At 72.6% G+C, this 24,691-nt stretch carries 26 protein-coding genes, 1 pseudogene and 2 riboswitches; of the genes and pseudogenes, 13 read left to right on the top strand and 14 right to left on the bottom strand.

Annotated elements, in window-relative coordinates:
• Positions 1–4: 4 nt before the first annotated feature.
• The 4 genes from ACQP0T_RS23050 to ACQP0T_RS23065 all read right to left on the bottom strand — a co-directional run bounded on the left by ACQP0T_RS23050 (position 5) and on the right by ACQP0T_RS23065 (position 5,387).
• A complete protein-coding gene (locus ACQP0T_RS23050; RefSeq protein WP_433869936.1) occupies positions 5–1,219 on the bottom strand; it encodes an acetyl-CoA C-acetyltransferase in 1,215 nt (404 codons plus the stop codon).
• A 229-nt stretch (positions 1,220–1,448) separates the two neighbouring features.
• A complete protein-coding gene (locus ACQP0T_RS23055) occupies positions 1,449–2,747 on the bottom strand; it encodes a (Fe-S)-binding protein (RefSeq protein WP_433869937.1) in 1,299 nt (432 codons plus the stop codon).
• 1 nt (position 2,748) lies between these two features.
• Entirely contained in the window at positions 2,749–3,945 is a 1,197-nt protein-coding gene (locus ACQP0T_RS23060; RefSeq protein WP_433869938.1) for an FAD-binding oxidoreductase, read from the bottom strand.
• Complete coding sequence (locus tag ACQP0T_RS23065) at positions 3,945–5,387, bottom strand: FAD-linked oxidase C-terminal domain-containing protein (protein WP_433869939.1); 1,443 nt, start codon at positions 5,385–5,387, stop codon at positions 3,945–3,947. The genes ACQP0T_RS23060 and ACQP0T_RS23065 overlap by 1 nt, the downstream gene beginning before the upstream one ends.
• 262 nt (positions 5,388–5,649) lie before the next feature.
• On the opposite strand from ACQP0T_RS23065, the gene ACQP0T_RS23070 reads away from it, so the two are divergent.
• The 5 genes from ACQP0T_RS23070 (at position 5,650) to ACQP0T_RS23090 (ending at position 9,895) form a co-directional block, all read left to right on the top strand.
• Positions 5,650–5,976, top strand: coding sequence for a hypothetical protein (locus ACQP0T_RS23070; RefSeq protein ID WP_345367564.1), 327 nt, complete (start codon positions 5,650–5,652; stop codon positions 5,974–5,976).
• Positions 5,973–7,148 (top strand): WXG100 family type VII secretion target, encoded by a 1,176-nt coding sequence (locus ACQP0T_RS23075; RefSeq protein WP_433869940.1) that lies wholly within the window; start codon positions 5,973–5,975, stop codon positions 7,146–7,148. Before ACQP0T_RS23070 ends, ACQP0T_RS23075 begins: the two co-directional genes overlap by 4 nt.
• A gap of 69 nt (positions 7,149–7,217) precedes the next feature.
• Entirely contained in the window at positions 7,218–8,561 is a 1,344-nt protein-coding gene (locus ACQP0T_RS23080) for a hypothetical protein (protein WP_433869941.1), read from the top strand.
• Positions 8,562–8,573: 12 nt separating this feature from the next.
• On the top strand, positions 8,574–9,317 hold the full coding sequence (locus ACQP0T_RS23085) for a hypothetical protein (protein ID WP_433869942.1): 744 nt from the start codon (positions 8,574–8,576) through the stop codon (positions 9,315–9,317).
• Complete coding sequence (locus ACQP0T_RS23090; RefSeq protein ID WP_345367554.1) at positions 9,311–9,895, top strand: hypothetical protein; 585 nt, start codon at positions 9,311–9,313, stop codon at positions 9,893–9,895. The genes ACQP0T_RS23085 and ACQP0T_RS23090 overlap by 7 nt, the downstream gene beginning before the upstream one ends.
• A gap of 141 nt (positions 9,896–10,036) precedes the next feature.
• Here the strand turns inward: ACQP0T_RS23090 and ACQP0T_RS23095 are convergent, their stop codons facing one another.
• The 4 genes from ACQP0T_RS23095 to ACQP0T_RS23110 all read right to left on the bottom strand — a co-directional run bounded on the left by ACQP0T_RS23095 (position 10,037) and on the right by ACQP0T_RS23110 (position 14,386).
• Positions 10,037–10,885 (bottom strand): oxygenase MpaB family protein, encoded by an 849-nt coding sequence (locus tag ACQP0T_RS23095; RefSeq protein WP_433869943.1) that lies wholly within the window; start codon positions 10,883–10,885, stop codon positions 10,037–10,039.
• Positions 10,882–12,051, bottom strand: a complete 1,170-nt coding sequence (locus tag ACQP0T_RS23100; protein WP_433869944.1) for an alkaline phosphatase family protein — start codon at positions 12,049–12,051, stop codon at positions 10,882–10,884. The genes ACQP0T_RS23095 and ACQP0T_RS23100 overlap by 4 nt, the downstream gene beginning before the upstream one ends.
• Before the next feature lie 72 nt (positions 12,052–12,123).
• On the bottom strand, positions 12,124–13,266 hold the full coding sequence (locus tag ACQP0T_RS23105; RefSeq protein ID WP_433869945.1) for an acyl-CoA dehydrogenase family protein: 1,143 nt from the start codon (positions 13,264–13,266) through the stop codon (positions 12,124–12,126).
• 4 nt (positions 13,267–13,270) lie between these two features.
• Positions 13,271–14,386 carry a CaiB/BaiF CoA transferase family protein gene (locus ACQP0T_RS23110; protein ID WP_433869946.1) on the bottom strand — a complete coding sequence of 372 codons (1,116 nt, stop codon included), beginning with the start codon at positions 14,384–14,386 and terminating at the stop codon, positions 13,271–13,273.
• An 83-nt stretch (positions 14,387–14,469) separates the two neighbouring features.
• Between ACQP0T_RS23110 and ACQP0T_RS23115 the strand changes: the two genes are divergently transcribed.
• On the top strand, positions 14,470–15,186 hold the full coding sequence (locus ACQP0T_RS23115; RefSeq protein ID WP_433869947.1) for a MerR family transcriptional regulator: 717 nt from the start codon (positions 14,470–14,472) through the stop codon (positions 15,184–15,186).
• Positions 15,187–15,207: 21 nt separating this feature from the next.
• Here the strand turns inward: ACQP0T_RS23115 and ACQP0T_RS23120 are convergent, their stop codons facing one another.
• Complete coding sequence (locus ACQP0T_RS23120; protein ID WP_433869948.1) at positions 15,208–16,500, bottom strand: MFS transporter; 1,293 nt, start codon at positions 16,498–16,500, stop codon at positions 15,208–15,210.
• A 236-nt stretch (positions 16,501–16,736) separates the two neighbouring features.
• Between ACQP0T_RS23120 and ACQP0T_RS23125 the strand changes: the two genes are divergently transcribed.
• From ACQP0T_RS23125 to ACQP0T_RS23135, 3 genes are read left to right on the top strand one after another with little or no spacing between them, the layout of a single operon-like run.
• Positions 16,737–17,156, top strand: coding sequence for an SSI family serine proteinase inhibitor (locus tag ACQP0T_RS23125; RefSeq protein ID WP_433869949.1), 420 nt, complete (start codon positions 16,737–16,739; stop codon positions 17,154–17,156).
• A gap of 52 nt (positions 17,157–17,208) precedes the next feature.
• The gene (locus tag ACQP0T_RS23130; protein ID WP_433869950.1) at positions 17,209–17,595 is read left to right on the top strand and encodes a YidH family protein; all 387 of its coding nucleotides are present in this window, start codon (positions 17,209–17,211) and stop codon (positions 17,593–17,595) included.
• Position 17,596: 1 nt separating this feature from the next.
• Positions 17,597–17,917 carry a DUF202 domain-containing protein gene (locus tag ACQP0T_RS23135; protein WP_433869951.1) on the top strand — a complete coding sequence of 107 codons (321 nt, stop codon included), beginning with the start codon at positions 17,597–17,599 and terminating at the stop codon, positions 17,915–17,917.
• A gap of 7 nt (positions 17,918–17,924) precedes the next feature.
• Here the strand turns inward: ACQP0T_RS23135 and ACQP0T_RS23140 are convergent, their stop codons facing one another.
• From ACQP0T_RS23140 to ACQP0T_RS23150, 3 genes and pseudogenes are all read right to left on the bottom strand, one after another.
• Complete coding sequence (locus ACQP0T_RS23140) at positions 17,925–18,746, bottom strand: arginase family protein (RefSeq protein ID WP_433869952.1); 822 nt, start codon at positions 18,744–18,746, stop codon at positions 17,925–17,927.
• 234 nt (positions 18,747–18,980) lie between these two features.
• Positions 18,981–19,199 (bottom strand): hypothetical protein, encoded by a 219-nt coding sequence (locus ACQP0T_RS23145; protein WP_433869953.1) that lies wholly within the window; start codon positions 19,197–19,199, stop codon positions 18,981–18,983.
• Positions 19,179–19,310, bottom strand: a pseudogene (locus ACQP0T_RS23150) (MarR family transcriptional regulator); the annotation flags it as partial. The pseudogene ACQP0T_RS23150 and the gene ACQP0T_RS23145, both read right to left, overlap by 21 nt.
• A 128-nt stretch (positions 19,311–19,438) precedes the next feature.
• Between ACQP0T_RS23150 and ACQP0T_RS23155 the strand changes: the two are divergent.
• Positions 19,439–19,765 (top strand): FKBP-type peptidyl-prolyl cis-trans isomerase, encoded by a 327-nt coding sequence (locus tag ACQP0T_RS23155; RefSeq protein ID WP_345367530.1) that lies wholly within the window; start codon positions 19,439–19,441, stop codon positions 19,763–19,765.
• A 137-nt stretch (positions 19,766–19,902) separates the two neighbouring features.
• On the opposite strand, the gene gcvH is transcribed toward ACQP0T_RS23155, so the two are convergent.
• The gene (gcvH, locus tag ACQP0T_RS23160; RefSeq protein ID WP_433869954.1) at positions 19,903–20,271 is read right to left on the bottom strand and encodes a glycine cleavage system protein GcvH; all 369 of its coding nucleotides are present in this window, start codon (positions 20,269–20,271) and stop codon (positions 19,903–19,905) included.
• 50 nt (positions 20,272–20,321) lie between these two features.
• Positions 20,322–20,416, bottom strand: a riboswitch (glycine riboswitch).
• Positions 20,417–20,521, bottom strand: a riboswitch (glycine riboswitch).
• 97 nt (positions 20,522–20,618) lie between these two features.
• On the opposite strand from gcvH, the gene ACQP0T_RS23165 reads away from it, so the two are divergent.
• Both ACQP0T_RS23165 and ACQP0T_RS23170 read left to right on the top strand, forming a co-directional pair.
• The gene (locus tag ACQP0T_RS23165; RefSeq protein WP_433869955.1) at positions 20,619–22,157 is read left to right on the top strand and encodes a PucR family transcriptional regulator; all 1,539 of its coding nucleotides are present in this window, start codon (positions 20,619–20,621) and stop codon (positions 22,155–22,157) included.
• A gap of 182 nt (positions 22,158–22,339) precedes the next feature.
• Positions 22,340–23,326: an Acg family FMN-binding oxidoreductase gene (locus tag ACQP0T_RS23170; protein WP_433869956.1), complete on the top strand. Its 987-nt coding sequence runs from the start codon at positions 22,340–22,342 to the stop codon at positions 23,324–23,326.
• A gap of 292 nt (positions 23,327–23,618) precedes the next feature.
• Here the strand turns inward: ACQP0T_RS23170 and ACQP0T_RS23175 are convergent, their stop codons facing one another.
• Positions 23,619–23,795 (bottom strand): DUF6104 family protein, encoded by a 177-nt coding sequence (locus ACQP0T_RS23175; RefSeq protein ID WP_433869957.1) that lies wholly within the window; start codon positions 23,793–23,795, stop codon positions 23,619–23,621.
• A 219-nt stretch (positions 23,796–24,014) separates the two neighbouring features.
• On the opposite strand from ACQP0T_RS23175, the gene ACQP0T_RS23180 reads away from it, so the two are divergent.
• Positions 24,015–24,689, top strand: a complete 675-nt coding sequence (locus ACQP0T_RS23180) for an SDR family NAD(P)-dependent oxidoreductase (protein ID WP_433869958.1) — start codon at positions 24,015–24,017, stop codon at positions 24,687–24,689.
• Positions 24,690–24,691: the final 2 nt, after the last annotated feature.

A 24,691-nucleotide genomic window follows, 5' to 3' on the forward strand; every position in this document is an offset into this window, starting at 1 on the left:
TCCTTCAGCCGATCCGTTCGACGACGGTCGCGATGCCCATGCCGCCGCCGATGCACAAGGTCGCCAGGCCGTAGCGCTGGTTCCGCCGGTCCAATTCGTCGATGAGGGTGCCGAGGATCATCGCCCCGGTGGCGCCCAGCGGGTGCCCCATCGCGATCGCGCCGCCGTTGACGTTGACCCGGTCGTGCGGGACGTCGAAGTCCTTCATGAACTTCAGCGGGACCGCCGCGAACGCCTCGTTGATCTCGACCAGGTCGATCTGGCCGATCGTCATGCCCGCCTTGTCCAGCGCCTTGCGCACCGCGGGTCCGGGGCCGGTGAGCATGATCGTCGGGTCGGCGCCGCTGAGCGCGGCGGAGACGATCCGCGCCCGCGGGCGCAGCCCGGTGCGCGCCTCCAGCTCGGCGCTGCCGATCAGGGCCAGCGCGGCGCCGTCGACGATGCCGGAGGAGTTGCCCGCCGTGTGCACGTGGTCGATCCGCTCGACCCAGTGGTACTTCTGCAGCGCCACCGCGTCGAAGCCGCCCGCCTCGCCCATCTCCGCGAACGACGGTTTCAACCCGCCGAGGGACTCGGCGCTGGTGCCCGCGCGGATGTGCTCGTCGCGGTCCAGCACGGTGCGCCCGGTGCGGTCGCGCACCGGGACGACCGACCGGGCGAAGCGCTCGTCGGCCCACGCCTTGTCCGCCCGGGACTGGGACTCGGCGGCGTAGGCGTCGACGGTGCCGCGGTCGAAGCCCTCCAACGTCGCGATCAGGTCGGCGCCGATGCCCTGCGGCACGAAGGAGGTCGCCAGGTTCGTCTCCGGGTCCATCGCCCACGCCCCGCCGTCGGAACCGATCTGCACCCGCGACATGGACTCCACGCCCCCGGCCAGGACCGCGTCCTCCCAGCCGGAGCGGACCTTCTGCGCGGCGGTGTTCACCGCCTCCAGGCCCGAAGCGCAGAACCGGTTGAGCTGCACGCCGCTGACCGTCTCCGGGAGTCCGGCGGCCAGCGCCGCGGTCTTGGCGATGTCGCCGCCCTGGTCGCCCACCGGGGAGACCACGCCGAGCACCACGTCGTCGATCAGCTCCGGGTCGAGTTCGGGATGGCGGCGCCGGAGCTCATCGATGAGGCCGACGACCAGGCTGATCGGTTTGGTCCCGTGCAAGGACCCGGTTTTCTTGCCGCGCCCGCGCGGGGTGCGGATCGCGTCGTAGACGAACGCCTCGGACATGGCTGGCGTGCCTCCTCGTTGCGGCAGGTGTGCACCGAGGATGTGACACCAACGTTGTCACAGTCAATGGCCTGGTGGGTGTGTCGGGTGGCAGCAGGGGAACCTTCCTGTCACGGGTGGGAGGAAAGTTCCCCTGCTGCCACCACCCCGTGCCGGCACCCGCGCCCCCGCGCCCTGGTGACAGGAAGGTTCCCCTGCTGTCACCGGTGACAGGAAAGTTCCCCTGCTGTCATCCCCGCCCGAGCAACCCCGAGACGTCGAGGCCGCGGAGGGAGGCGTCGAGGACCTCGACGGTGTGGGCCATGGCGAGCCGCTCCTCCCGCCGCTCCAGGGCGGTGCGGATCTGCATCGAGCACCCGGGGTTGGCCGTGACGAGCAGCCGGGCGCCGGTGCGCAGCACGTTGTCGGCCTTGCGGTCGCCGAGTTCGCGGGCGGGCCCGGGTTGCAGCAGGTTGTAGACGCCGGCCGAGCCGCAGCACAGCTCGGCGCGGTTGATCTCCCGGAGTTCGAGCCCGGGGATGCCGCGCAGCAGCTCCCGCGGCTGGGACCGGATGCCTTGGCCGTGGGCGAGGTGGCAGGCGTCGTGGTAGGCGATCTCGACGGGCAGCGGGTGGCGCTGCGCGACGGGGCCGAGTTCGACGAGCAGCTCGGCGATGTCGCGCACCTTGGCGGAGAACCGCTCGGCCTTCTCCCGGTAGGCGGGATCGTCGCGCAGCAGCCGCGGGTACTCCTTGAGGGTGGAGCCGCAGCCGGCGGAGTTGATCACGACGTGGTCGACGTCGGCGCGGTCGAAGGTGTCGAGCAGGGCACGGGCGAACCGGATCGCCTCTTCCTCCCGGCCGGAGTGCTCGCTGAGCGCACCACAGCAGCCCTGGGCGGGCGGGATGACGACGTCGCAGCCCTCGGCGGCGAGGACGCGCGCGGTGGCGGCGTTGACGTCGGGGAAGAACGCGCTCTGCACGCAGCCGGTGATCATGCCGACGACTGCGCGCTTCGGCCCGCGCGCGGGCACCCGGTGGCCGAGGCGTGGGGTGCGGCCGACCGGCGGTGCCAGCGATTCCATCACCTGCAACTGGGCGGGCAGCCGCCGCAGCAAGCCGGAGCGGTGCAGCAGCCGACCGATCCCGAGCCGCTGGTAGAGGGCGAGCGGACCGCGCAGCGCGCGCAGCCGCTTCGGGTGCGGGAACAGCGCGAAGATGCCGCCGCGCAGCACCCGTTCCCAGCGCGACCGCCGATGGTGGCGTTCGACCTCGGCGCGGGTGTCGGTGATCAGCGCGCCGTACTGGACGCCGGAGGGGCAGGCGGTCACGCAGGCCATGCAGCCGAGGCAGGCGTCGTAGTGCTCGACGACGTTGTCGGTCAGCGGTTCGCCTTCGAGCCCTTGCTTCATGAGGTGGATCCGCCCGCGCGGCGAGTCCATCTCCTCGCCCCACAACTCGTAGGTGGGGCAGGACGGCAGGCAGAACCCGCAGTGCACGCAGTCGTCGATGAGCTCGCCCTTGCTGGCGGCGTGGAAGGCGTCGGTCATGTCAGATCCCTCCGACGAACCGGCCGGGGGCCAGCCGGTGCTCCGGGTCGAACTGGTCCTTGGTGCGGCGCATCAGGGCGAGCGCGCCGGGTGCGATCGGGCCCCACGGGTCGACGTCGGCGTGCGGGTCGCGTTCGACGACGACGTAGTCGCAGCGGTCCCGGAGCGCGCCGACCCGCGCGGCGAGGTCGGTGGTGCCGGGCAGTCCGGCGTGCAGCACGCCGCGTCCGGCGGAGCCGCGCACGGCGGCCTCCGGGGCGAGCGCGGCGAGGTCGTCGAGCAGGGCCCCCAGCCGGGCGGGTGCGGCGCCGAGCCGCAGCGCGGTGCCGGGGAGCGGCGCGCCCCACCAGTCGGGGGCGCGGTCGAGCACCTCGGCGTCGGGGCCGAGTTCGGCGGCCAGCGCGCGGGCCCGGGCGTCGGTGGCGCCGGAGCCGCCTTCGAGGTGCGCGCAGACCTCGGTGGGGCCGTGCGGGTCGGGCCGGTCGAGTTCGATGGCGGTGGGCACGGCCTGGGAGCGCCGCAGCAGCGCGGTGGCGCCGCCCGGGTCGGTGGTGCGGGTGCGGATCCAGCGGTGCTCGGCGGCCAGCGGGTGCAGCCGGAACACGGCTTCGGTGATCACCCCGAGGGTGCCGAACGACCCGGTGTAGAGCTTGCCGAGGTCGTAGCCCGCGACGTTCTTGACGACCTTGCCGCCGGAGGTGGTCGGGGTGCCGTCGGCGCGCACGACGGTGATGCCGATGAGCAGGTCGCGGACGCCGCCGTAGAGGTGCGCGCCCGGGCCGGCGGCACCGGTGGCGATGATGCCGCCGACGGTGCTGGTCGGCGCGGGGGCGTCGAGGGCGAGCTGCTGCCCGGCGGCGCCGACCACGCGCTGCACCTCGGCCAGCGGGGTGCCCGCGGCGACGCGGACCACGAGGTCGCCCGCGGCGTGCTCGACGACGCCGGTGACCGCGGACAGGTCCAGCAGCAGGTCGAGGCCGGTCGGTGGTCCGCCGCGGTCGAGCGCGCTGCCGGAGCCGCGCGCGACCACCCGCAGCCCGTGCTCGGCGGCGGTGGTCATCGCCTGCGCGGTGCTCGCGGTGGAGTCCACCGAGGCGACCCACCGCGGCCGCGCCCCGGCCACCTCGTCGTCCGGGCCCGCGTCGCGCACCCGGTCGGCGCCGAGCGCGGCGACCAGGGCGTCCCGTGTGGTGCTCATCAGAACTGGTCCGCCAATCCGGCTTCGGTGAGGGGGTGCACGCCGCGGCGCGGTCCGGGGACCTCGCCGCACAGCCTGGGGGTCGGGAAGACCTTGCCGGGGTTGCAGATCCCGGCCGGGTCGAAGGCGCAGCGCACCCGCTGCATGGTGTCGAGGTCGTCGGGGGTGAACATCCGCCCCATGTACTTGACCTTGTCGGCGCCGACGCCGTGCTCGCCGGTGATCGAGCCGCCGTGCTCGATGCACAGGTCGAGGATGGCACCGGAGACCTCTTCGGCGCGTTCGGCGGCACCCGGTTCGGCACCGTCGAAGAGCACCAGCGGGTGCAGGTTGCCGTCCCCGGCGTGGAAGACGTTGGCCACGCGCACCCCGGATTCGGCGGAGAGCCGGGCGATCCGGCCCAGGACCTCGGACAGCGCGGTCCGCGGGATCACCCCGTCCTGCACGATGTAGTCGGGGCTGATCCGGCCGACGGCGGCGAAGGCGGATTTGCGCCCCTTCCAGATCATCGCGCGCTCGGCGTCGTCGGCGGCGACCCGGACTTCGAAGGCGCCGTGCTCCCGGCAGTGCCGCTCGACCTCGGCGAAGGTGTGCTCCACCTCGTCGGCCGGACCATCGAGTTCGACGACCAGCACCGCGCCCGCCCCTTCGGGGTAACCGCAGGCCACGGCCTGCTCGGCGGCCTCGATGGCCAGCGCGTCCATCATCTCGACGGCGGCGGGGGTGACCCCGGCGGAGATGATCGCCGAGACCGCGGCCCCGGCCCCGTCGGTGGAGTCGAACCCGGCGAGCAGCGTCCGCACCGACTCCGGCGAGCGCATCAGCCGCACGGTGATGCCGGTGACGATGCCGAGGGTGCCCTCGCTGCCGATGAACGCGCCGAGCAGGTCGTAGCCGGGGGCGTCGCGGGCGTCGCCGCCGAGCCGCACCAGCTCCCCGTCGGGGGTGACCACCTCGAGGCCGAGGATGTGGTTGGTGGTGAACCCGTACTTGAGGCAGTGCGCGCCCCCGGAGTTCTCCGCGACGTTGCCGCCGACCGAGCACACCTGCTGGCTGGAGGGGTCGGGCGCGAAGTAGTAGCCGTCGGCGGCGACGGCCCCGGTGACGTCGAGGTTGATCACGCCGGGTTCGACCACGGCGCGCTCGTTGGCCAGGTCGATCTCCCGGATGGCGCGCATCCGGGAGGTCACCACCAGCACGCCCTCGGCGTGCGGGAGGGCGCCGCCGGACAGGCCGGTACCGGAACCGCGCGCGACGAACGGCACCTGGTGCTCGGCGCAGGTCGCGACGATGCCGCGGACCTGCTCGGCGGTCTCGGGCAGCACGACCGCGGCGGGCACCACCCGGTAGCTGGCCAGCCCGTCGCACTCGTAGGTGCGCAACCGCTGCGGGTCGGTGATCACGGCCTCGGGCGGGAGGACGTCGCGGAACCGCCGCACCACGAGGTCGAGGGGCGGAGGGGATCGAGCGCCTGCATCGTCAGCCTCCGGTTTCCGTTCTGCGGAAGCACTGTTCCGGCTCACGGGAACACTAGGTCGTCGACAACATAGATACAAGAGGTCGACAAGGTTCCCGCGTCGACCACCTCAGTGTGCCGCACGACACAACGACGACCGAGCCCGCGAATTGCTCGGAACCGCCGCGCCGGGAGCTGCGTCGGGAGAAGATGAGACCCGTTCGTTCCCGCGCTGATCGGAGGCCGATGTGGGCGGCAACCTGCAGATGAACCCGGAGACGCTGACCGCGCACGGCGCGGGCAGCGAGAGCCTGGCGGACAAGTTCGGGCAGCTCGAACAGCTCCTCGAACAGGCACGCACGGACGACCAGTGCTTCGGCCCCATCGGCAACGCCATCGGGTTCAGCGACAAGTACTTCGAGACGCTCCAGAGCTGCCAGGAGATGTCGGGCAAGGCCAAGGAGTTCCTGACCGGCACCAAGCAGGCCCTGGACGACACCGTCAAGGACTACGCGGACAACGAGCAGCGAATCAGCGAGTCGCTGAACCAGATCGGACAGGAGCTGGGCGGATGACCACCCCGAACGGGCCCGGCACCTTCGCCGACCTCAACGCGGACCGGCCGACCACCAAGAACTGGGCCGAGCAGGCACTGACCCGCGGTTCCAGCGCCGCCAACGCGGCCTACGGCGTGCGCGACGCAGCGGCCAACACCAACGCGGGCAACCTCGCCGACGGCTCGTCGGCACCCGAGTGGACCTCCGCGGTCATCTCGGCCCGCCAGCAGCAGCTCGAACTGATGCAGAACCCGGGTCAGGCGTTCCTCGACAACGGGCTGGGTTTCCTGGTCTCCATCGTGCTGAGCCCGCTGATCGAGATCGCCGAACAGGCCGTCGGCGACCCCGAGCAGATGCGCGCCACCGGCAAGGGCTGGGAGCAGGTCGCGCAGTGGCTCGACGAGGTCGGCGACCAGGAGAAGCAGCGCGCCGAGGCCACCGCGTCCAGCTGGGTCGGCGCCGACGGCGACGCCTTCCGCAAGCAGATGACCGAGTTCGGTGACGGCTCCAAGGCGCTGGCCGAGGACGTGCGCGGGCTCAAGGACGCCCTCGACAACGCCGCGGACCTCTTCGACATGTTCGTCGAGCTGTTCATCAACATCATCACCGAGTTGATCATCAGCCTGATCATCCAGTGGCTCGCCGCGCTCGCCGCGTCCTGGATCACCGCGGGCGCCTCCGTCGGCGCCGCGGGCGCCACCACCACCGCCTCGGTCGGCATCACCGGCGGCCGCATCGCCACCCAGGTCGCCAAGGTCCAGGCCAAGCTCTACAAGCTGCTGAAGAAGCTGGAAGAGATCCTGAGCCGCATGCGCGAAAGCGGCTTTTGGGGGCGGCGCATGGCCAACATGGTCTCCAAGGGCAAGATGGAGGACATCGTCGACCCGAACGGCAACAAGCTAGGCGAATTCGGCACGTCAAAGACGAAGAACGTCTTCATGGGGCGCAACGACCTGCACAAGACGGGTGAGGAAGCTCTGGCGGCGAACCTTGCGGGCAAGGGCCTCGGCGCCGTACTCGGTGGCGAGTACACCATCGGCAAGGCCGTCGGAGCGGGCGCGATGGAAACCGCCGAAGGCTATGCCGTCAAGCAGATTCCCAAGGAGATGTACAACGAAGCCGACCAGCGGTTGAACGGTGAGATCACACCGGAGGAGCGGCAGGCCACCCAGGAGCGGGGTTTCTCGTGACGGTGGCGCCCACGCGCTGACTCCGCTTTCGCGGCGACACACCTGCTCTGATCTCCGGAACGGGACCCGATGCATCTCGACGTGGAATTCCTCGTGCTCAGCGCACGCGCATGGCTGTACCGCGACGGCCAACCGTTCCTGTGGGCGTTCGTCGATCCGTTCCATGTCCCGCTGTTCGAGGTGCGCGGGCTCAACGAGCACGGCACCCCCAAGCGCAGCTCCCTCGTCCGCGCCGCCTTCCAAGTCGCAGCCGTACCGAAACGGGTCAGCGCGGCGTTCTCCGGAGGGTCGGAACAGGCGGACTATCGGAGCAGGCCGAGCGCCGTGATCACGGGGCGCAGCAAGGACGACTTGGCCGTGCGGATGTGCGCGACCGGCGCCGAACGGTCTCCCGGTGAGGACTTGGGCGTGCTCATCGCGACCCCGGACCGCTTGGCGTTCTTGGAAGCACCGAACCCCGCCGATCCGGACATCATAGAGCGCATCGAGGCGAACATCGCCAAGTACACCGGTCCTGTGTACCGGTTGTTCTACGACTACGCCGGGACGATGGACAGCACCATCAATTCCAAGGGCAGGAACTTCCATCACGGCGGAAAGACCCACACCTTGAAAGTCCGGGAGAAGGCGAGCGTCCCGGCGGAACAGGTCGAACGGACCGAGATAGTTTCCCGCAAGTTCCGCCGACTCGGCTACGAGGACGAGCACCGTAACGGCGACTACCTGCGGATCACCTTTACCGATGGTTCACACCTCGACCTGCTCGTCGCGGACAATCCCGACCACGAACGCATCATGCGGATGGCTCATGATGGTGTCGGTAGCCCCAGCGTCGGGCCACCCAGCCTGCGCCAGCCGACCCTCGCGCAGCACCCCTGGCTGCACCCCGGTGAATCTTTCGGCCGGATCCTTCCGCACTACCCCGGGCTGTTCGCCTCGACCGTCAGCGGGCGAACGACGCTGCCGCACACCCCGCTCAATCCCGTTCCGGATTACCCCCGCCCCCGCGAAGAAGGCTTCGGTCACCCGTCGGACCTCGTCGTCAACGGTCAGCACGTCGGCGACGAATGGGCGCACGACCCGAGCCTGCGCGGATGGGCGATCGCTGACGCACCCGGCCAGCACGCGGTCCTGGTCGCCGACATGCTCACGGCGGCGAACGGCTACGGCTGGCTGGTCATCACCTCGCACCGCATCGCGGTCGTCGCCCCGCCCGGAGAAGGAGCGCTGGAGGAAACACCGCGCAAACTCGCCGATCCGCTGGTGCCCGGGCCGACGCTCCACACCTGGTGGGAAGCGCCGATCGGGGCGCTGCGCGGCATCCGCGACGAGCGGCACGGGCGCACCCTCACTGGGACGCCGTTCGCCCGCCTACACTTTAGCGACGGCTCGTCGCTGTTGATCCGGCAGTAGGAAGGTGGCCGCGTGGAACACCTCGTGCTCAGCGCCCGGTCGTGGTGGTGCGAACCGGGCGAGCCGATCCTGTGGTCGTTCCTGGACCCGTTCCGGGTACCGCTGTTCGAGGTGCGCGGCCTGACCGAGCACGGGAAGAAGCAGCGCAACCTGCTCACCCGCGCCGCATTCCAGGTGGGGGCCATGCCCGCTCGGCTCAGCGCGTGGTCCTCGTTCAACGCCGAGGAGAACGCCGACCAGCGCGCCGTACCGTCCGCCATCGTCACGGCCCGCGTCGTCGATTCGCTCGCGGTGCGGCTGACCGGGACGGACGGCACCGGCATCACCGGACGCGATCCGGGCATCGTGGTCGCGACACCAGGACGGCTCGCCGTGCTGGAGGTTGCCGAGAATCCCGCCGGCGCCGGTGCTTTCGACGCCGTGCGCACGTACGCGGGCGCGGTGTACAGCCTCGCCGAGGACTTCGCCGGGACCCTGGGCTCCACGCACAACACGCGCGGGCGGTACTTCGACCACCAGGGGCGGACGAGGACCCCGGAAGTCGTCGAGCGGGGTTGCGTGGCCACCGACCGGATCTCCGGGTTCGACGTGGTGGACCGGACTTTCCGCGGGCTCGGCTACGACGGCGAGAACCGCCGCGGGAAGTACCTGCGGATCGGTTTCGACGACGGCTCCGCGCTGGAGCTGGACGTGCCCGGTGGCGCCGACCCGGACCGGGTCCTGCGCCTCGTGCGCGGAGAGGAGGCCCGGTGGTAGCCCGCCCCGCCGACCTGGCGCAGGTCGCCGAGCACACCTGGCTCCGGCCGGGCGAGACCTTCGAGCGGATCTTCGAACGGCGGCCCGGCTTCCTGGTGTCCACCGTGGCCGGGCGGACCTCCGTCCCGCACGAGCCGCCGGGCCCGGTGCCGCGCTGCACCCAGGAGGTCTCCGACAGCTACCTCCGCCCGTCCGAACTGGTCACCGAGCACGGCTACCTGGGCGACGAGTGGGTGCACGACCACGGCGTGCGCGGCTGGGCCACGGCGAGCCGCGCCGAAGACGCCGCCGCGCGGGTCGCGGACCTGCTCACCGCCGGGAACGGCTACGCCTGGCTGGTGGCCACCGCGCAGCGGATCGCCGTCGTCATCCCGGCCCGGTACACCGACGTGCCGCCGGACCGGCTGCCGCCACCGGCCCCGGTGCGCGGGCTGGAGACATCGCTGGTGACCTGGTGGGAAGCACCGCCGTCGGTGGTGCGCGGCGTGCGCGACGAACTGCTCGGGCGCACGTTCAGCGGCGCCCCGTTCGCCCGGGTCGACTTCACCGACGGCTCTTCCCTGCTGCTCCGGCAGTGAGGATGACAGCAGGGGAACCTTCCTGTCATGGGTGACAGCAGGGGAACCTTCCTGTCACCCGTGACAGCAGGGGAACCTTCCTGTCACCCGTGACAGCAGGGGAACCTTCCTGTCACCCGTGACAGCAGGGGAACCTTCCTGTCATCCGCCCAGCCGGGACAACCGACGGGCGGAGGGCACGGCACCGGGACCGAGCCGGCGCACGGCGCGGTGGAGCTGGCCGTGCGGCTTCCGGCGCCGGAGCTCGGCGGGGATGGCGAGCCCGGCCGAGCGGAGCGCGACCAGACCGGCGGTGGTGGCCGCCCCCGGATAGGCGCGCTGGCCGTGCAGCCGCCGGGCCCACCCGGGCAGCGCCGAGTACGCCAGGTGCCCGACGGGGCGGTAGCCGAGGTTCACCGGCCACGCGCGGGCCCCGGTGAACGGGTGGTGCAGGAAGCGGCGCACGAGGTCGGCGTCCGCGGTGCGCCGCAGCTGCGGTCGCACCTCGGCGAAGTAGGCGGCCATCTCCCGGCGCGATCCGGGCACGTCGGCGGGGTCGAGCCCGACGAGTGCGGCGCTGCGGCGCTGCTCGTCGAAGTAACGGTCGCAGAGCCGGTCGGTGAGCGGGAATCCGGCGCGCCGGACGACGGCGGCGAACATGGCGACCTCGGCGCAGTGCACCCAGCGCAGCAGGTCGGGTTCGTCGAGCCGGATGGTGCTGCCGTCGCGCCGGTCGACGGCGGTGAGCACCCGGTGCACGCGGCGCACCCGCGCCGCGGCGCGCTCGACCTCCTCGCGGGTGCCGTAGGTGCTGACGCCGACGAAACCGCTGGTGCGCAGCAGCCTGCCGAGCGGGTCGGCCTGGAAGCGGGAGTTCTGCACCACCCCGGCGACCGCGCGCGGGTGCAGCGCCTGCAGGTGCAGGCTGGCGATCCCGGCGACCCACATGGCCGGGTCGGCGTGCAGCTGCCAGGTGACGGTGTCCGGTCCGAAGACGCCCGCGTCGGTCATCCGCGGCCTCCGGCGATGAGCACCGGCACGAGCTGTTCGGCGGCGGTCAGCGAGCCGTGCTGCCCGCGCAGCGAGGACTCACCGGGTTCGACGACGGACCGGATCACCCCGGACTCGCGCATCACCGCGAGCACGTCGCCGATGCGCGGCCGGACGTCGTCGGTGACCACGGGGCCGAACCAGCCCTCGTCGATGGCCTGCTCGCCGGTGAGCACCGCGCCCCGGTCGCCGATGGTCTCGCGCCAGGCGGCGAGGACGTCCTCGCGCGCGCCGGGTTCGGCGTAGACGTGGCGGGCCCGGACCTCGCCGCCGAGCAGCCGGACGCCCTCGCGCAGCGCGGGTTCGCGGTCGGCGTCGAGCACCTGCTCGCGGTCGATGCCGACCATGCCGTGATCGGCGACCACGGCCAGCACCGCCGAGGCGGGCAGCCGCTCGGCGACCGCGGCGACGAGCCGGTCGACCTGCGCGAGTTGCAACCGCCACGGCAGCGAGCCGGGGCCGTGCTGGTGGCCGAGCATGTCGAGGTGGCCGTGGTAGCCGTAGCAGAGCGCGGGCCCGTCCGCGTGGAGGGCGGTGAGCAGTTCGGCGGCCAGGTCGCCGAGCGCGTGGGTGCCGCGGAACCGGGCGCCGCGCAGGGCGGCCCGGGTCAAGCCGGTGTCGTGGAAGTCGGCGGGCACGGCGATGCGGACGTCGATCCCGGCCGCGGCGGCCCGGTCCATCGCGGTCGGCTCGGGTTGGGCGCGTTCCGGTGGCCAGCGGCGCAGCAGGCTGCGGCGGTGCCCGGCGGCGTCCTCGGCGGTGCCGTGGGTGGACCAGCTCAGCGGGTGCAGCAGGCCGCCGCCGGGTTCGGCGAAGGTGTAGCCGACGACGCCGTGCTCCCCGGCGCAGCGCCCGGTGCCCAGCGAGGTGATGCTGGTGGCGGTGGTGGTCGGGAACCCGGCGGTCAGCGGCGGGGCGCCGAGCAGCGAGGCCAGGTACGGCGCGTCGGCGGCGTGCTCCCGCAGCAGCTCCCAGCCCATCCCGTCGACCAGCAGCACGGCCGCGCTGCGGCATTCCGGGAACCCGATGGTGTCGGTGCACCCGTCGACGCCCAGCGCGCCCAGCAGCGAGGGCACGACGTCGGGCAGGCCCCGCCCGTCGCGGTCCGGTGCGACGATCCAGTCCAAAGCCGTCTCCCCTCCGGGGCGTGCCTGGCAGCGTACCGGCGGTGCGCGGCGCTGACGAGCAGCTCGCGGCGGCTACAAGCCCATGGTGCGCCCGATGATCTCCTTCATGATCTCGGTGGTGCCGCCGTAGATGGTCTGCACCCGCGCGTCCAGGAACGCCTTGGCGATCGGGTACTCGGACATGTAGCCGTAGCCGCCGTGCAGTTGCAGGCAGCGGTCCACGACGCGCTGGTTCATCTCGCTGACCCACCACTTGGCCATCGCGGCGTGCTCCACACCGAGCTCGCCGCGCACGTGCTCGCGGATGCAGCGGTCGGTGAACTCGCGGGCAACCTGCACCTCGGTGGCCATCTCGGCGAGCGCGAAGCGGGTGTTCTGGAACTTGCCGATGGGGCGGCCGAACGCGGTGCGGGTGCGGCAGTGCTCGGTGGTCAGCTCCAGCACGGTGGCCGCGGCGGCGGCCGCGGCGACGGCGATGGACAGCCGTTCCTGCGGGAGGTTGCGCATCAGGTGGATGAAGCCCTGGCCCTGCTCGCCGAGCAGGTTGGCGGCCGGGACGCGCACGTCGGAGAAGAACAGCTCGGCGGTGTCCTGCGCCTTCATCCCGATCTTGTCGAGGTTGCGGCCGCGTTCGAAGCCGGGCATGCCGCGTTCGACGACCAGCAGGCTGATCCCCTCGTGCCCGGCGTCCGGGTCGGTGCGGGCCACCACGATCACCAGGTCGGCGAGGATGCCGTTGGTGATGAAGGTCTTCTGCCCGTTGAGCACGAAGTCGTCGCCGTCGCGGACCGCGCTGGTGCGGATGCCCTGGAGGTCGCTGCCCGCGCCGGGTTCGGTCATCGCGATGGCGGTGATCAGCTCGCCGGAGCAGAACCCGGGCAGCCAGCGCTGCTTCTGCTCCTCGGTGGCCAGCGACGTCAGGTAGGGCGCCACGATGTCGTTGTGCAGCGGGGAGCCGAAGCCGGAGATCCCGGCGTGGGCGAGCTCCTCGTCGAAGACGGTGTTGAACCGGAAGTCGTCGATGCCGCCCCCGCCGTAGCGCTCCTCGACGGCGAAGCCGAGCAGCCCTTGCGCGCCCGCGGCCCGCCACGCCTCCCGGCTGACCACGCCGTCGTGCTCCCACTGCTCGACGTGCGGGGCGAGTTCCTTGCTGATGAAGGTCCGCACCGCCTCGCGGAAGGCATCGTGCTCGGGTTCGAAGATCTCCCTGCGCATGGGGTCACGCTCCCGGGGTCGGATCGAGCAGGTCGGCGGGCACGTCCCAGTCCCGCGCCACCTCGGCGGCGTGGGCGCCGGGCGCGGCGACCGGGCCCGGTGGCGCGTTCGGGGTCCGGCTGAACCGGGGTGCGGCGGCGGGCTGGCGGACCCCGTCGCGCTCGGTGAGGGTGCCGCGGGCCGCCACGTGCGGGTGGTCGGCGGCTTCGGCCATGGACAGCACCGGCGCGACGCACGCGTCGGTGCCCGCGAAGACCTGGGCCCATTCGTCCCGGGTTCGCCGCCGGAACTCGGCGGCGAACCGCTCGCGCAGCGCGGGCCAGTTCGCCGGGTCGTCGCGGTCGGGCACCTCGCCGGTGAGCCCGAGCCCGTCGAGCAGGGCCGCGTAGAACTTCGGTTCCAGCGCGCCGACCGCGACGTGCTCGCCGTCGGCGGTCTCGTAGACGTCGTAGTGGGGCGCCCCGGTGTCGAGCAGGTTGGTGCCGCGCCGGGTGCTCCAGCCGCCCGCGGCCAGGAAGCCGAACAGCATCGACCCGAGGTGCGCGGCGCCGTCGACGATCGCGGCGTCGACGACCTGCCCGCGACCGCTGCCGCGGGCTTCCAGCAGCGCGGCGAGCACCCCGACGGCCAGGTACAGCGCGCCGCCGCCGAAGTCGCCGAGCAGGTTCGCCGGGACCTGCGGCGGCCCGCCTTCGCGGCCGATCGCGTGCAGCATCCCGGTCAGCGCGATGTAGTCCACGTCGTGCCCGGCGGTGCTGGCCAGCGGGCCGTCCTGCCCCCACCCGGTCATCCGCCCGTAGACCAGCGCCGGGTTGTCCCGGGCGCAGTCCTGCGGGCCGACGCCGAGGCGTTCGGCCACCCCGGGCCGCAGCCCTTCGAGCAGGACGTCGGCGCGGGCGGCGAGGGCGCGCACGGCGGCGGGACCGCGCTCCTGCTTGAGGTCCACGACCACCGAGCGCTTGCCCCGGTTGAGCAGGTCGTGGCGGTCGCTGCCCGCGCCGGGCCGGTCGACGCGGACGACGTCGGCGCCCAGGTCGGCGAGCAGCATCGCGCAGAACGGGGCGGGACCGATCCCGGCCAGCTCCACGACCTTGATCCCGGCCAGCGGTCCGCCGCCCATCGCCCACCTCCGGTCCGCACCGATGCGACGCGATCAGTGTTACACCGTTGGTGTCACAGCGGTCAAGGAGTAGCGTGGCGGCCATGCTCCGTACCGCCGACGCCGAGCTGACCATCGACGAACTGGCCCAGCGCGCCGGGATCACCGTGCGCACGGTGCGGTTCTACGCCTCGCGCGGGCTGCTGCCCCCGCCCCGGCTGCGCGGCAGGCTCGGCGTCTACGGCGCCGAGCACCTGGCCCGGCTCGACCTCGTCCGGGACCTGCAGGCGCTGGGGTTCACGCTGTCGGCGATCGAACGGCACCTGGAACGCATCCCCGCCGACGCCGGTCCCGACGAGCTGGCGCTGCACCGCGCGCTGATCGCGCCGTGGACCGACGAGCACAGCGAGGACCTCGACCGCCACGAGCTCGACCGCCGCTGCGGCAGGCACCTCGACGACGACCGGATCGACCAGCTCGTGGAACTCGGCGTGCTGGCCCGCATCCCCGACGACGAGCGGCTGCGGCTGCCCAACCCGGCGATGCTCGGCTTCGGCCTGCAGATCCTGGACCTCGGGCTGCCGCTGGACATGCTGGTGCGCGCCAAGGAGATCGTCGACTCCCACACCACCCAGATCGCCACCGAGCTGCGCGAGCTGTTCGTCGCCAACGTGCTGCGCCCCTACGTCGAGGCCGGCCGGCCCGAGCAGGAGCGCGAGCGGGTCCGCGAGGTCACCGACCAGCTCCGGCCGCTGACCATCCAGGTACTGGTCAACGGCTTCCAGCAGGCCGTGAACGGGGTCATCCGGGACCACGTCTGACCGCACCGGGTCGGTGGCCGGTCACTCCCGGGCCCAGCGCCGCGGATCGCCCGTGATGACCAGGCACACCACGGTGACCAGCGCCCCGCCGACGAGGTAGGCGGCGATCGGCCAGGACGCCCCGCCCGCGAGGCCGAGCAGCGCCGTCGCCACGAACGGCGAGAGCCCACCGCCGAGCACCGACCCGCTCTGGTACCCCAGCGACACCCCGGTGTAGCGGACCCGGGTCGGGAACAGCTCCGCGCAGAACGCCGCCATCGGGCCGAACACCGCGGCCGATCCGGCGTAGCCCAGGCACATCGCCAGCACGATCAACGCCGGTTCGGCGGTGTCGAGCAGCAGGAACATCGGCAGCGCGTAGAGCGCGAGGAAGATCCCGCCGCCGAGCATCACCCGGGTCCGGCCGAGCCGGTCCGACAAGTGCGCGAACAGCAGGATCCCGGCGATCTGCGCGGCCGACCCGCACAGGCTGCCCAGCAGCATCAGGTCGCGCGGGGCGCCGAGCGCCTCGGTGCCGTAGGTCAGCAGGAACGTGGTGAGGATGAAGATGAACGTGTTGAAGCCGAGGTTGACCCCGGCGGCGAGCAGGACCTGCCGCCAGGCCCCGGTGAACACCTCGGCCACCGGGGTGCGGGCGCGCTCGCCGCGTTCCCGGATGCGGGCGAACTCCGGGCTCTCGGCCAGCCGCAGCCGCACGTAGAGACCGACCCCGACGAGGACCAGGCTGAGCAGGAACGGGATCCGCCAGCCCCACACCAGGAACTGGTCGCCGGAGACCGCACCCGCCGCCGCGAACACGCCGGTGGCCAGGAACATCCCGGCCGGTGACCCGAGGAACGTCCACCCGCCGTACCAGCCGTGCCGGTGCGGCGGCGCGTGCTCCACGGCCATCAGCACCGCCCCGCCCTGCTCGCCGCCGAGGAAGAATCCCTGCACCAGGCGCAGCACCACCAGCATCAGCGGTGCCCACACCCCGACCTCCTGGTAGGTCGGCAGCACGCCGATCGCCGCGGTGCACGCCCCGGTGACGCCGAGGGTGATCACCAGCATCCGCTTGCGGCCGACGAGGTCGCCGAAGTGGCCGATGACCGCGGCCCCGAGCGGGCGGGCGAAGAACCCGGCGCCGAAGGTGGCGAAGGCCAGCAGCGCGCCGACCCACGGGTCGCCGGCGGGGAAGAACAGGTGGTTGAACACCACCGCGGCGGCGGTGCCGTAGATCAGGAAGTCGTAGAGCTCGATCGTGTTGCCGACGGCGCTGGCGAACGCCGCCTTCCGCACGGCGGTGCGGTCCGGGGCCAACGGCGTCGTCGCCATCGGTCCTCCCTCCCGTGCCGGTGATCACGTCCGGCTTCCGGGAAGGTACTCGATGCCCGCTCGCCGGAGACCGGTTCTTTCGAGCGAAGGCCCGCCGATTTCACGCACGCCCGGTAATCAAGACCGGTTCGCGTGTCACACGAAATGGTGTTCTCGCGACATTCCTGCGACGAAGTGGGCGACCGGGGCGATAAGTAGAGGCGAATCCGCTCACATCGACCTGGAGGAACCACGACATGCCTGCACCACGGCTGATCGGCCGCACGCTGCTCGCCACGGCGGCGCTCGCCGGAGTCGCCGCCGCACCGGCGGCGGCGTCCCCCGAACCGGTCAGCGCGCTGCGCCTCGCCGTGCACGGCGAGGCCGTCGGCAGCACCGCGGAGCCCGGCGCAGCACTCCGGACCGCCCTGCTCACCTGCGATCCGGCGGGCGGCACCCACCCCAAGGCCGAGGCGGCCTGCACCGACCTGGCCGGGGTGCGGGGCGACCTCACCGCGCTGGCCGAGTCCCGCCCGGCCAAGATGTGCCCGCTGATCTACCAGCCGGTGACGGTCACCGCCCAGGGCACCTGGCGCGGCAAGCCGGTCTCGTTCGAGCAGACGTTCTCCAACGACTGCGTCGCGACGTCGAGCACCGGCGAGGTCTTCGCCTTCTGACCGGTTCCGGTGCCGGGCCGAGGCCCGGCACCGGTACGGCTAGCGTGGGGGCATGTCCGACGCACCATCCGGTTCCCGCTGGCCACGGCGGCTCTACGAGTCCGGCGAGGAACCCGACGCCCGCTTCACCCTGGCCAACGAGCGCACCTTCCTGGCGTGGATCCGCACCGCGCTCGCGCTCATGGCCGCCGGGGTCGGCGTCGAAGCGCTCAACGCGGTCAGCCCCGCGCCGGAACCGCTGCGCACCGCCCTGGCCGTGCTGCTGCTGCTCGGCGGGGTGCTGTGCGCCGCCACCGCGTTCACCCGCTGGATGAACACCGAACGCGCGCTGCGCCGGGGCGGCTCGCTGCCCGCGCCCCGGCTCGCCCCGGTACTGGGCTACGGGCTCGGCGTCATCGGGCTGGCCGCCTGCGTGCTGCTGCTGGTCACCGGGTTCTGACGTGCTCGGCCCCTGGGACCCCGGGCTCCAGGTGGAGCGCACCACGCTCGCCTGGCTGCGCACCGCGCTGGCCTTCACCGTCGGGATGCTGGTGCTGCTGCGGCTCATCGTGCACGCCAGCGCCCTCGCCGCCGCCCTCTGCGCGGCAGCGACCCTGCCGCTGGCCGTCGGCGTGGCCGGCTTCGCCTGGCGCAGGCACCTCCGCGTCGACCGCAGCGTGCGCGCCGACCAGCCGCTGCCCGACGGCAGGCTGCCCGCGGCGCTGACCGCGCTGGCCTGCCTGGTCGGGTTCTGCGGCCTGGTCTACGTCGCGCTGTCCTGACCCACCGCTACGCCAACCCGGCCGAGCACACCAGCTTCGGCACCAATCCGGTCAGCAGGTCCTGGTCCCGCGAATCCGTCGGCTGGTACTCCGCGATCGTCAGCCCGGCGACCGCGAACCGGGCGGCCAGCGCCGCGACGGACGACAGCAGCTCGTCGGCCGTCAACCCGCCGGGCACCGGCGTGCCCACCGAGCCGACGATGTCCGGATCCAGCACGTCGAGGTCCACGTGCAGGTGCACCGCCGTGGTCCCCGCCCGCACGGCGTCGCCCACCGCGTCCGGGCGCGCCACCTGCTCCGGCGGCACCACCGAGATCCCGCGCGCGTCGATGCAGTCGATCTCGCCCCGGTCGAGGTCCCGGGTCCCGGCCAGCACGACCTGCGAAGGGGCCAGCGGGTTCTCCGGCAGCAACCCGGACGGGCCCTCGCCCAGCAGCGTGCGCAGCACCATGCCGTTGAACGCCCCCGACGGCGAGGACCGCGGCGTGTTCAGATCGGCGTGGGCGTCGAACCACACCACCGCCAAGCCCGCGCCGTGGCGGCGGTGCGCCGCCTCCACCGGCGCGAGGTCCACGCCGCAGTCGCCACCGACGGTGATCAGCGGACCGCCACCCGCCTGGGCGACCGCCACCCGCGCGGCGGCGAGGTTCGCGGCCAGCACGTCGACGTGGTGCACCCCCTCGCCCGTGACCCCGGTGGCTTCCATCACCGGCACCGCGACCGGCGTGCCGCTGGGCAGCATCGCGGACAGCAGCCCAGCACCCTCGCGCAACCGGCGCGCGGTCGGCGACGCCGACGCCTGCCACTGCGCGAACTCGACGACCGCCACGGGCGTCCTCCCCCTCACCGACTCCGGACATGACTATTGCTCACCGCGCATAGCCATGCAACCACCGGGGGTGACAGCAGGGGAACTTTCCTGTCACCGGTGACAGGAAGGTTCCCCTGCTGCCACATCCGAAGCGGACGAACCGGACCGGCAGGCGACCTCGAGCCGAATGCCGACGTTGCCGCGCACCGCATTGGAATACGGGCACACCGAGTCGGCCCTCTCGACGAGCCGCTACCCGTGCTCGCGCTCCACACCGGGCACCGAGACGACCAGTGCCACGCCGAGCTGGAACCCGTCGGCACCGTTGTCGCCGATACCGACCCGTGCCGTGACCGACGAGTCGGTGAGCTGGACCTCCTCCTTGCGCGTGACCAGTGCAGCGCGCTGTGGAAGCAGGCCGCGTATCCGGCGGCGAACAAACTGCTCGCGCTCCCACAGCACGAGCAGCACCAGGTACTGCGGGTAGGTGAGCGAGAGCCCGTCGAGCAGCGGACGGCAGAGGTTCGTGAACGCCCGCGACGCGCTGTAGAGCGCGAAGCACAGTTGGGCGTCCAGCGACAGCGCGACTCCGAGGACTCCACGAGATCACGGGAGCGCGCAATTCAACTGCGCACAATCGACCAGCCGCGGACGCGCCGCCCCTGCCGAGGTGTGATCGGATGTGCCGACTGCACCAGAGGAGGTACCGCATGGCCGAGCTGCAGATCGAGGAAGTCACCGCGGGCGACGGCGCCGAGGCGAAGCCGGGCGACACCGTGCACGTCCACTACGTCGGCACGCTGGCCGACGGGAGCAAGTTCGATTCGTCGCGGGATCGCGGCGAGCCGCTGGTGTTCCCGCTCGGCGAAGGGCACGTCATCGAGGGCTGGGACAAGGGCGTCGTCGGCATGCGCGTCGGCGACGTCCGCAAGCTCGTGGTCCCGCCCCACCAGGCCTACGGCGACCGCGGCGTGCCGCCGGTCATCCCGCCCGCCGCGACCCTGCACTTCGAGGTCGAACTGGTCGGGATCGGCTGAGCAGGTGCGAGCAGGGGAACCTTCCTCTCACCCGTGACAGGAAGGTTCCCCTGCTGCCAACCGAGGCCGGACGCGCGCGGCCGCACGAGCGGTGGGAGGAAAGTTCCCCTGCTCGCGCGCGAACAGGCCGGAACCGGTCAGCCGATGAGTTCGGCGTACTGCTCGGCGGTGAGGACCGGGCCGCTCGCGGTGACGCGCACCTCGAGCAGCCAGCCGCTGCCGAAGGGCTCGGCGTTGACCAGCGCGGGATCGTCCACGACCGCCTCGTTGACGGCGACCACCTCGCCGGTCACCGGCGCGAACAGGTCGCTGACCGACTTGGTGGACTCCAGTTCGCCGCAGGACTGGCCCGATTCGATCGTGTCGCCGACGTCGGGGAGCTGCACGTACACGATGTCGCCGAGGGCCTCGGCCGCGTGCTGGGTGATGCCGATCCGGACCAGCTCGTCGCGGTCCTCGATCCACTCGTGCTCTTCGGTGTAGCTCAGGTTCGCAGGCAGCGTCATCTCGGGAGGCTCCATCGCTTCAGGGGCACGCGGGTGCCCGGGTGTGCTGGGCCTCCCCCTCTGTTTCGGAACCTGAGAGCTTCGCCGCGCGAGCAGCTTGCACCGTGGGTGGGCGTCCTCGTCGACGCGCGCTTTCCAGAGTTGCCTGGCCCGGACGGTCATGGGTGCCTGAGAGTGTGCGGGGAGTCTTGCTCCTTCGGCGCCGTGGTTGCGCTCGGTGAGCGGCCACGGGCTCTCCCGCCCGGGATCATCGGCCGATATGCGATTGTCGACGTGCTCAGCAACGATAATCGCGCCTGCCCGGGTGTCAATGCCTCCCGCCCGGTGGGCCGGAGGAAGGGACAGGGGTGCGCGGCGTCCGGGAGCTGCTCGATCGCATGAGCCCGGCCCTGCTGCGCCCGGTGGTCGTTCCGGACCCGACGCGCCGCGTCACCGACGTGGTCATCGCCGAACCGGGTGAGCGACCATCCGCCGGAACGGGGGATCTCGTGCTGGGCGTGGCGGTCACCGATGGTGCCGACGCCGCGGAACTGGTACGCGCGTGCGCTGACCTCGACGCGGCGGCGGTGCTGCTCAAACCACCGCTGGCCGAGCGGCCGGCCGTGGTCGCGGCCGCGGAGCGGGCCGAGATCGCGCTGGTCGAGGTGCGTTCCGGGACCGCGTGGGCCCAACTGGTGTGGCTGGTCCGCGCGGCGCTGGCCGAGGGATCGGACGGCGACCCGCGCGGCGGCGGGCGCGACGACCTGTTCCGGTTGGCCGACGCGGTCGCCGAGGTGGTGGACGCGCCGGTGACCATCGAGGACGCCCGCTCGCAGGTGCTCGCGTACTCCGCGCGGCAGGACATGATCGATCCGGCCCGGGTGTCGACGATCATGGGACGCGGCCAGCCCGCCGACGTGCTCGCGAAATTCCGGGCGCGCGGCACGTTCCGGCAGCTCAGCAAGGGCAGCGCGACGATCTTCGTACCCGCCCAGCAGGACGGCACGCTGCCTCGCCTGGTCGTCGCGCTGCGGGTGGGCGGCGAGTTGCTCGGGTCGATGTGGGCGGTGGTCCCCGACGAGGTCGGCGAGGAACGGGCGGCCGCCTTCGCCGAGACCGCGCCGCTGGTCGCGCTGCAACTGCTGCGCTGGCGGTCCCTCGCCGACACCGAACGGCAGCGCACCGCCGAACAGGTCCGGTTGCTGCTGGAAGGCCGCGCGGGTTGGCGGACCGCGGCGGACGAACTCGCCGTGCGCGACCGGCCGCACCGGGTCGTCGCCATCGACGTCGCCTCCGGCGACGCACCCGCCGAGGCGCACCGGTTGTCGACGTGGGAACGGCTCGACCGCGGCGTCGGACAGCGTCCCCTGCTGACCGAGATCGGCACGCTCCTCTACGCGGTGGTCCCCGACGACGACGCCGGATGGCCCGCGCTGCGCGCCGCGCTGCTGGACGACCGGTCGCCCAATCGACCGCTGATCGCAGTCGGCGGCCCGTCCCCGGTGAGCGGTCTGGCGGACTCGCGAGCCGAAGCCGAGGAGCTGATCGGGTTGCTGCGCGGCGGGCGGGTTCGGGGCCCGGTCGCGGTGCACGAGCAGGTGTGGCACCGGGTGGTGGTGCATCGCGCCTCCGTCGCCGGACCCGAGATCGGCGCTCTCGGTCCGCTGCGACTGCTGCGCGAGCACGATCGCGCACAGGGCACCGACTACCTCAGCACCCTGCACGCCTGGCTACGCCACCCCGGACGGCCGCGCGCGGCGGCCGACGAGCTCCGCGTGCACCCCAACACGTTCCGCTACCGCATGAAGCGCCTGGTCGAGATCGCACCGGTCGACCTCGACGACCCCGACGTCCGCACCGCCCTGCTCATCCAGCTCGCCACCGACCGCTGGACCCGCGACCGGTAGACGACCGGCGGCATGGCAGCAGGGGAACCTTCCTGTCACCGGTGAGAGGAAAGTTCCCCTGCTGCCATCGGTGGGAGGAAGGTTCCCCTGCTGCCACCGTCACCCCGCCGCCGCGATGGCAGGGGCCGGTGGACTGTGCCACGGTGACGGCGAGCGCGAAGGCGGCGACGGGGAAGGCCGTGATGACAGGATTCCGCCCCGCCCTGGGGCTGACCGCCGAGCAGGTGCGCGAGGTGGTCGAGTTGGCCGGCCGAGCGCCCTCGCTGCACAACGTCCAACCGTGGCGCTTCGCGCTGTGCCCCGAGGTGCTGGAGCTGCACGCGGACCCGACGACCCGCCTGCCGCACACCGATCCGGGTGATGCGGAGCTGCGGCTGGGGTGCGGTGCGGCGCTGTTCACCCTGCGGGTCGCGCTCGCCCACCACGGCGTCGACGCGGCGGTGGTGCTGCCACCTCGTCCCGCGGCGAACTCGACGCTGTTGGCGCGGGTGGCCGCGACGTCACGTCCGGACGGTGTTGACGGCCTGTTCCGGTCGATCGAGGCACGCCGCACCAACCGGCGGCCGTTCCGGGCCGATGCGGTGCCGACGAGCGCCCGGCACGCTCTCGCCGGAGCGGTGGAAGCCGAAGGGGCGGTGCTGCACGTGGTGGACCGCGCCGAACGCGCTCGGCTGGTCGAACTGGTGCACCGCGCCCACGCCGCGCAGTCCGCCGATCCGGGGTTCCGCGCCGAGCTGGCCCGGTGGACCGGGCGGTCCGGGGAGGAGCGTCGGGGTGTCCCGGTCGAGTCGGCCGGACCGGAGCCGGAACCGCAGGACGAGTGGGTGCTGCGGGATTTCGCGGCGGGCGCGTCGCGACCGAGGGTCCCGGGGAAGGACTTCGAGGACGACCCGCTGATCGTGGTGGTCGCGATCGGCGGCGTCGACTGGCAGGCGGACGTGCGAGCCGGGCAAGCGGTGCAGCGCATGCTGCTGACCGCGACCGGGCTGGGGCTGAGCGCCTCGTTCCTGTCGCAGGTCGTGGAGGTGCCGGACACCCGGGACGCGTTGTGCGGACTGCTCGGCGGGACGCTGCGACCGAAGGCCGTGCTGCGGCTGGGTTTCGGCTCTCCCGTGCCGGCCACGCCGCGCCGCGACCCCGCCGAGCTGCTCGTCGAGCCGTCTCCCTGAGCACCTGGTCCACCGCGCTCGCGACGCCTGCTGCCAGCTCCCGGCTGCGGGACCCCTGCACGCGCTGCGACGTATCGGGGGCGAACCGCGCCGGTCCCGCCGACCGTCGCCGACGACGAGCGGCGGGTGACGAGCGCACTGGCGTGCCGGGAGGCGAGTTCGTCGGCGACCTCCGCACGGCCCGGGAGCGGGTTCATCGCCCGCCATCCGCCCACGGCGTCGAACAGGCGTGGGGAGTCACCGAGCGGCGCCCGGCCGGACCCGTCGCGCGCTGTAGCGATGATCCGGCGGGTCAGTCCTCGGCGCTGTCGTCGCGGGCGAGGAAGGTGGCCAGCCGCTCGGTGGCGTCCTCGAACTCCGGGTTGAGGTCGACGAAGGCGCGCATCCGGTCGGCGACCCAGGACAGCGTGACCTCCTCGTCGCCGCGACGGTCCTCCAGTTCCTCGATGCCGCGGTCGGTGAAGTACACGGATTCCTCCTCATCGGGGCGCACGCATCTGGCGAGCGGGGTTAGTCGGGGAGCCGGTCGGGGAACGATCGGCCCCGCCGGTAGGGACAGTGTCCACACCGGCTCGGGACCGATCACCGCGGCCCCCTCGGTCCGGTGTGGAGCGCCACGTCCTCGACGAGCGGCTGGCGAGGTGTTCGGCCACCGTGGTGGACGAGCCACCGACCGGGGAGGAAACGGATGCCCACCATCGCCATCGTCGGAGCGGGACCTGGGCTCGGGGCCTCGCTCGCCCGCCGGTTCGGTCGCCGCGGGTTCCAGGTCGCCCTGCTCGCCCGCGACGCCGAACGCCTCGACGCCTTGGCCCGCGACCTCGCCGGGGACGGCGTCGAAGCCGAAGGCTTCCCCGCCGACGTGGGTGACCGGCCATCGCTGATCGACGCGCTGCGCGCGGTCGAACGCCGGTACGGCACCGTCGACGTGCTGGAGTACTCGCCCGCGCCGAGCGGTGCCACCGATCCGCGGCTCGCACCGGTGCACGCGTTGGACGTGACCGTGGCCGACATCCAGCCGCAGGTGGAGCACTACGTCTACGGAGCCGTCACCGCGGCCCGGCAGGTGCTGCCCGGGATGATCGAGCGAGGTAGCGGCACCTTGCTGTTCACCACCGGCGCCTCGTCCACGCTCGTGTTCCCGCCGATGGGCAACGTCGGCATCGCCGGGGCGGCCCTGCGCAACTGGGTGCTCGCCCTCAACGCCTCGCTCGCCGACAAGGGCATCTACGCCGCGCACGTCCCGCTCGCCACGTTCATCGGGCAGGGCGGACCGGAGACCTCCGCCGAGACCATCGCGGAGGTCTACTGGGAGCTCTACACCACCCAGGCGGAGCCGGAGCGCCTCTACTCCACGGTGTGAGC

Source organism: Saccharopolyspora sp. CA-218241, from assembly GCF_050954615.1.
Classification (GTDB): domain Bacteria; phylum Actinomycetota; class Actinomycetes; order Mycobacteriales; family Pseudonocardiaceae; genus Saccharopolyspora; species Saccharopolyspora cebuensis.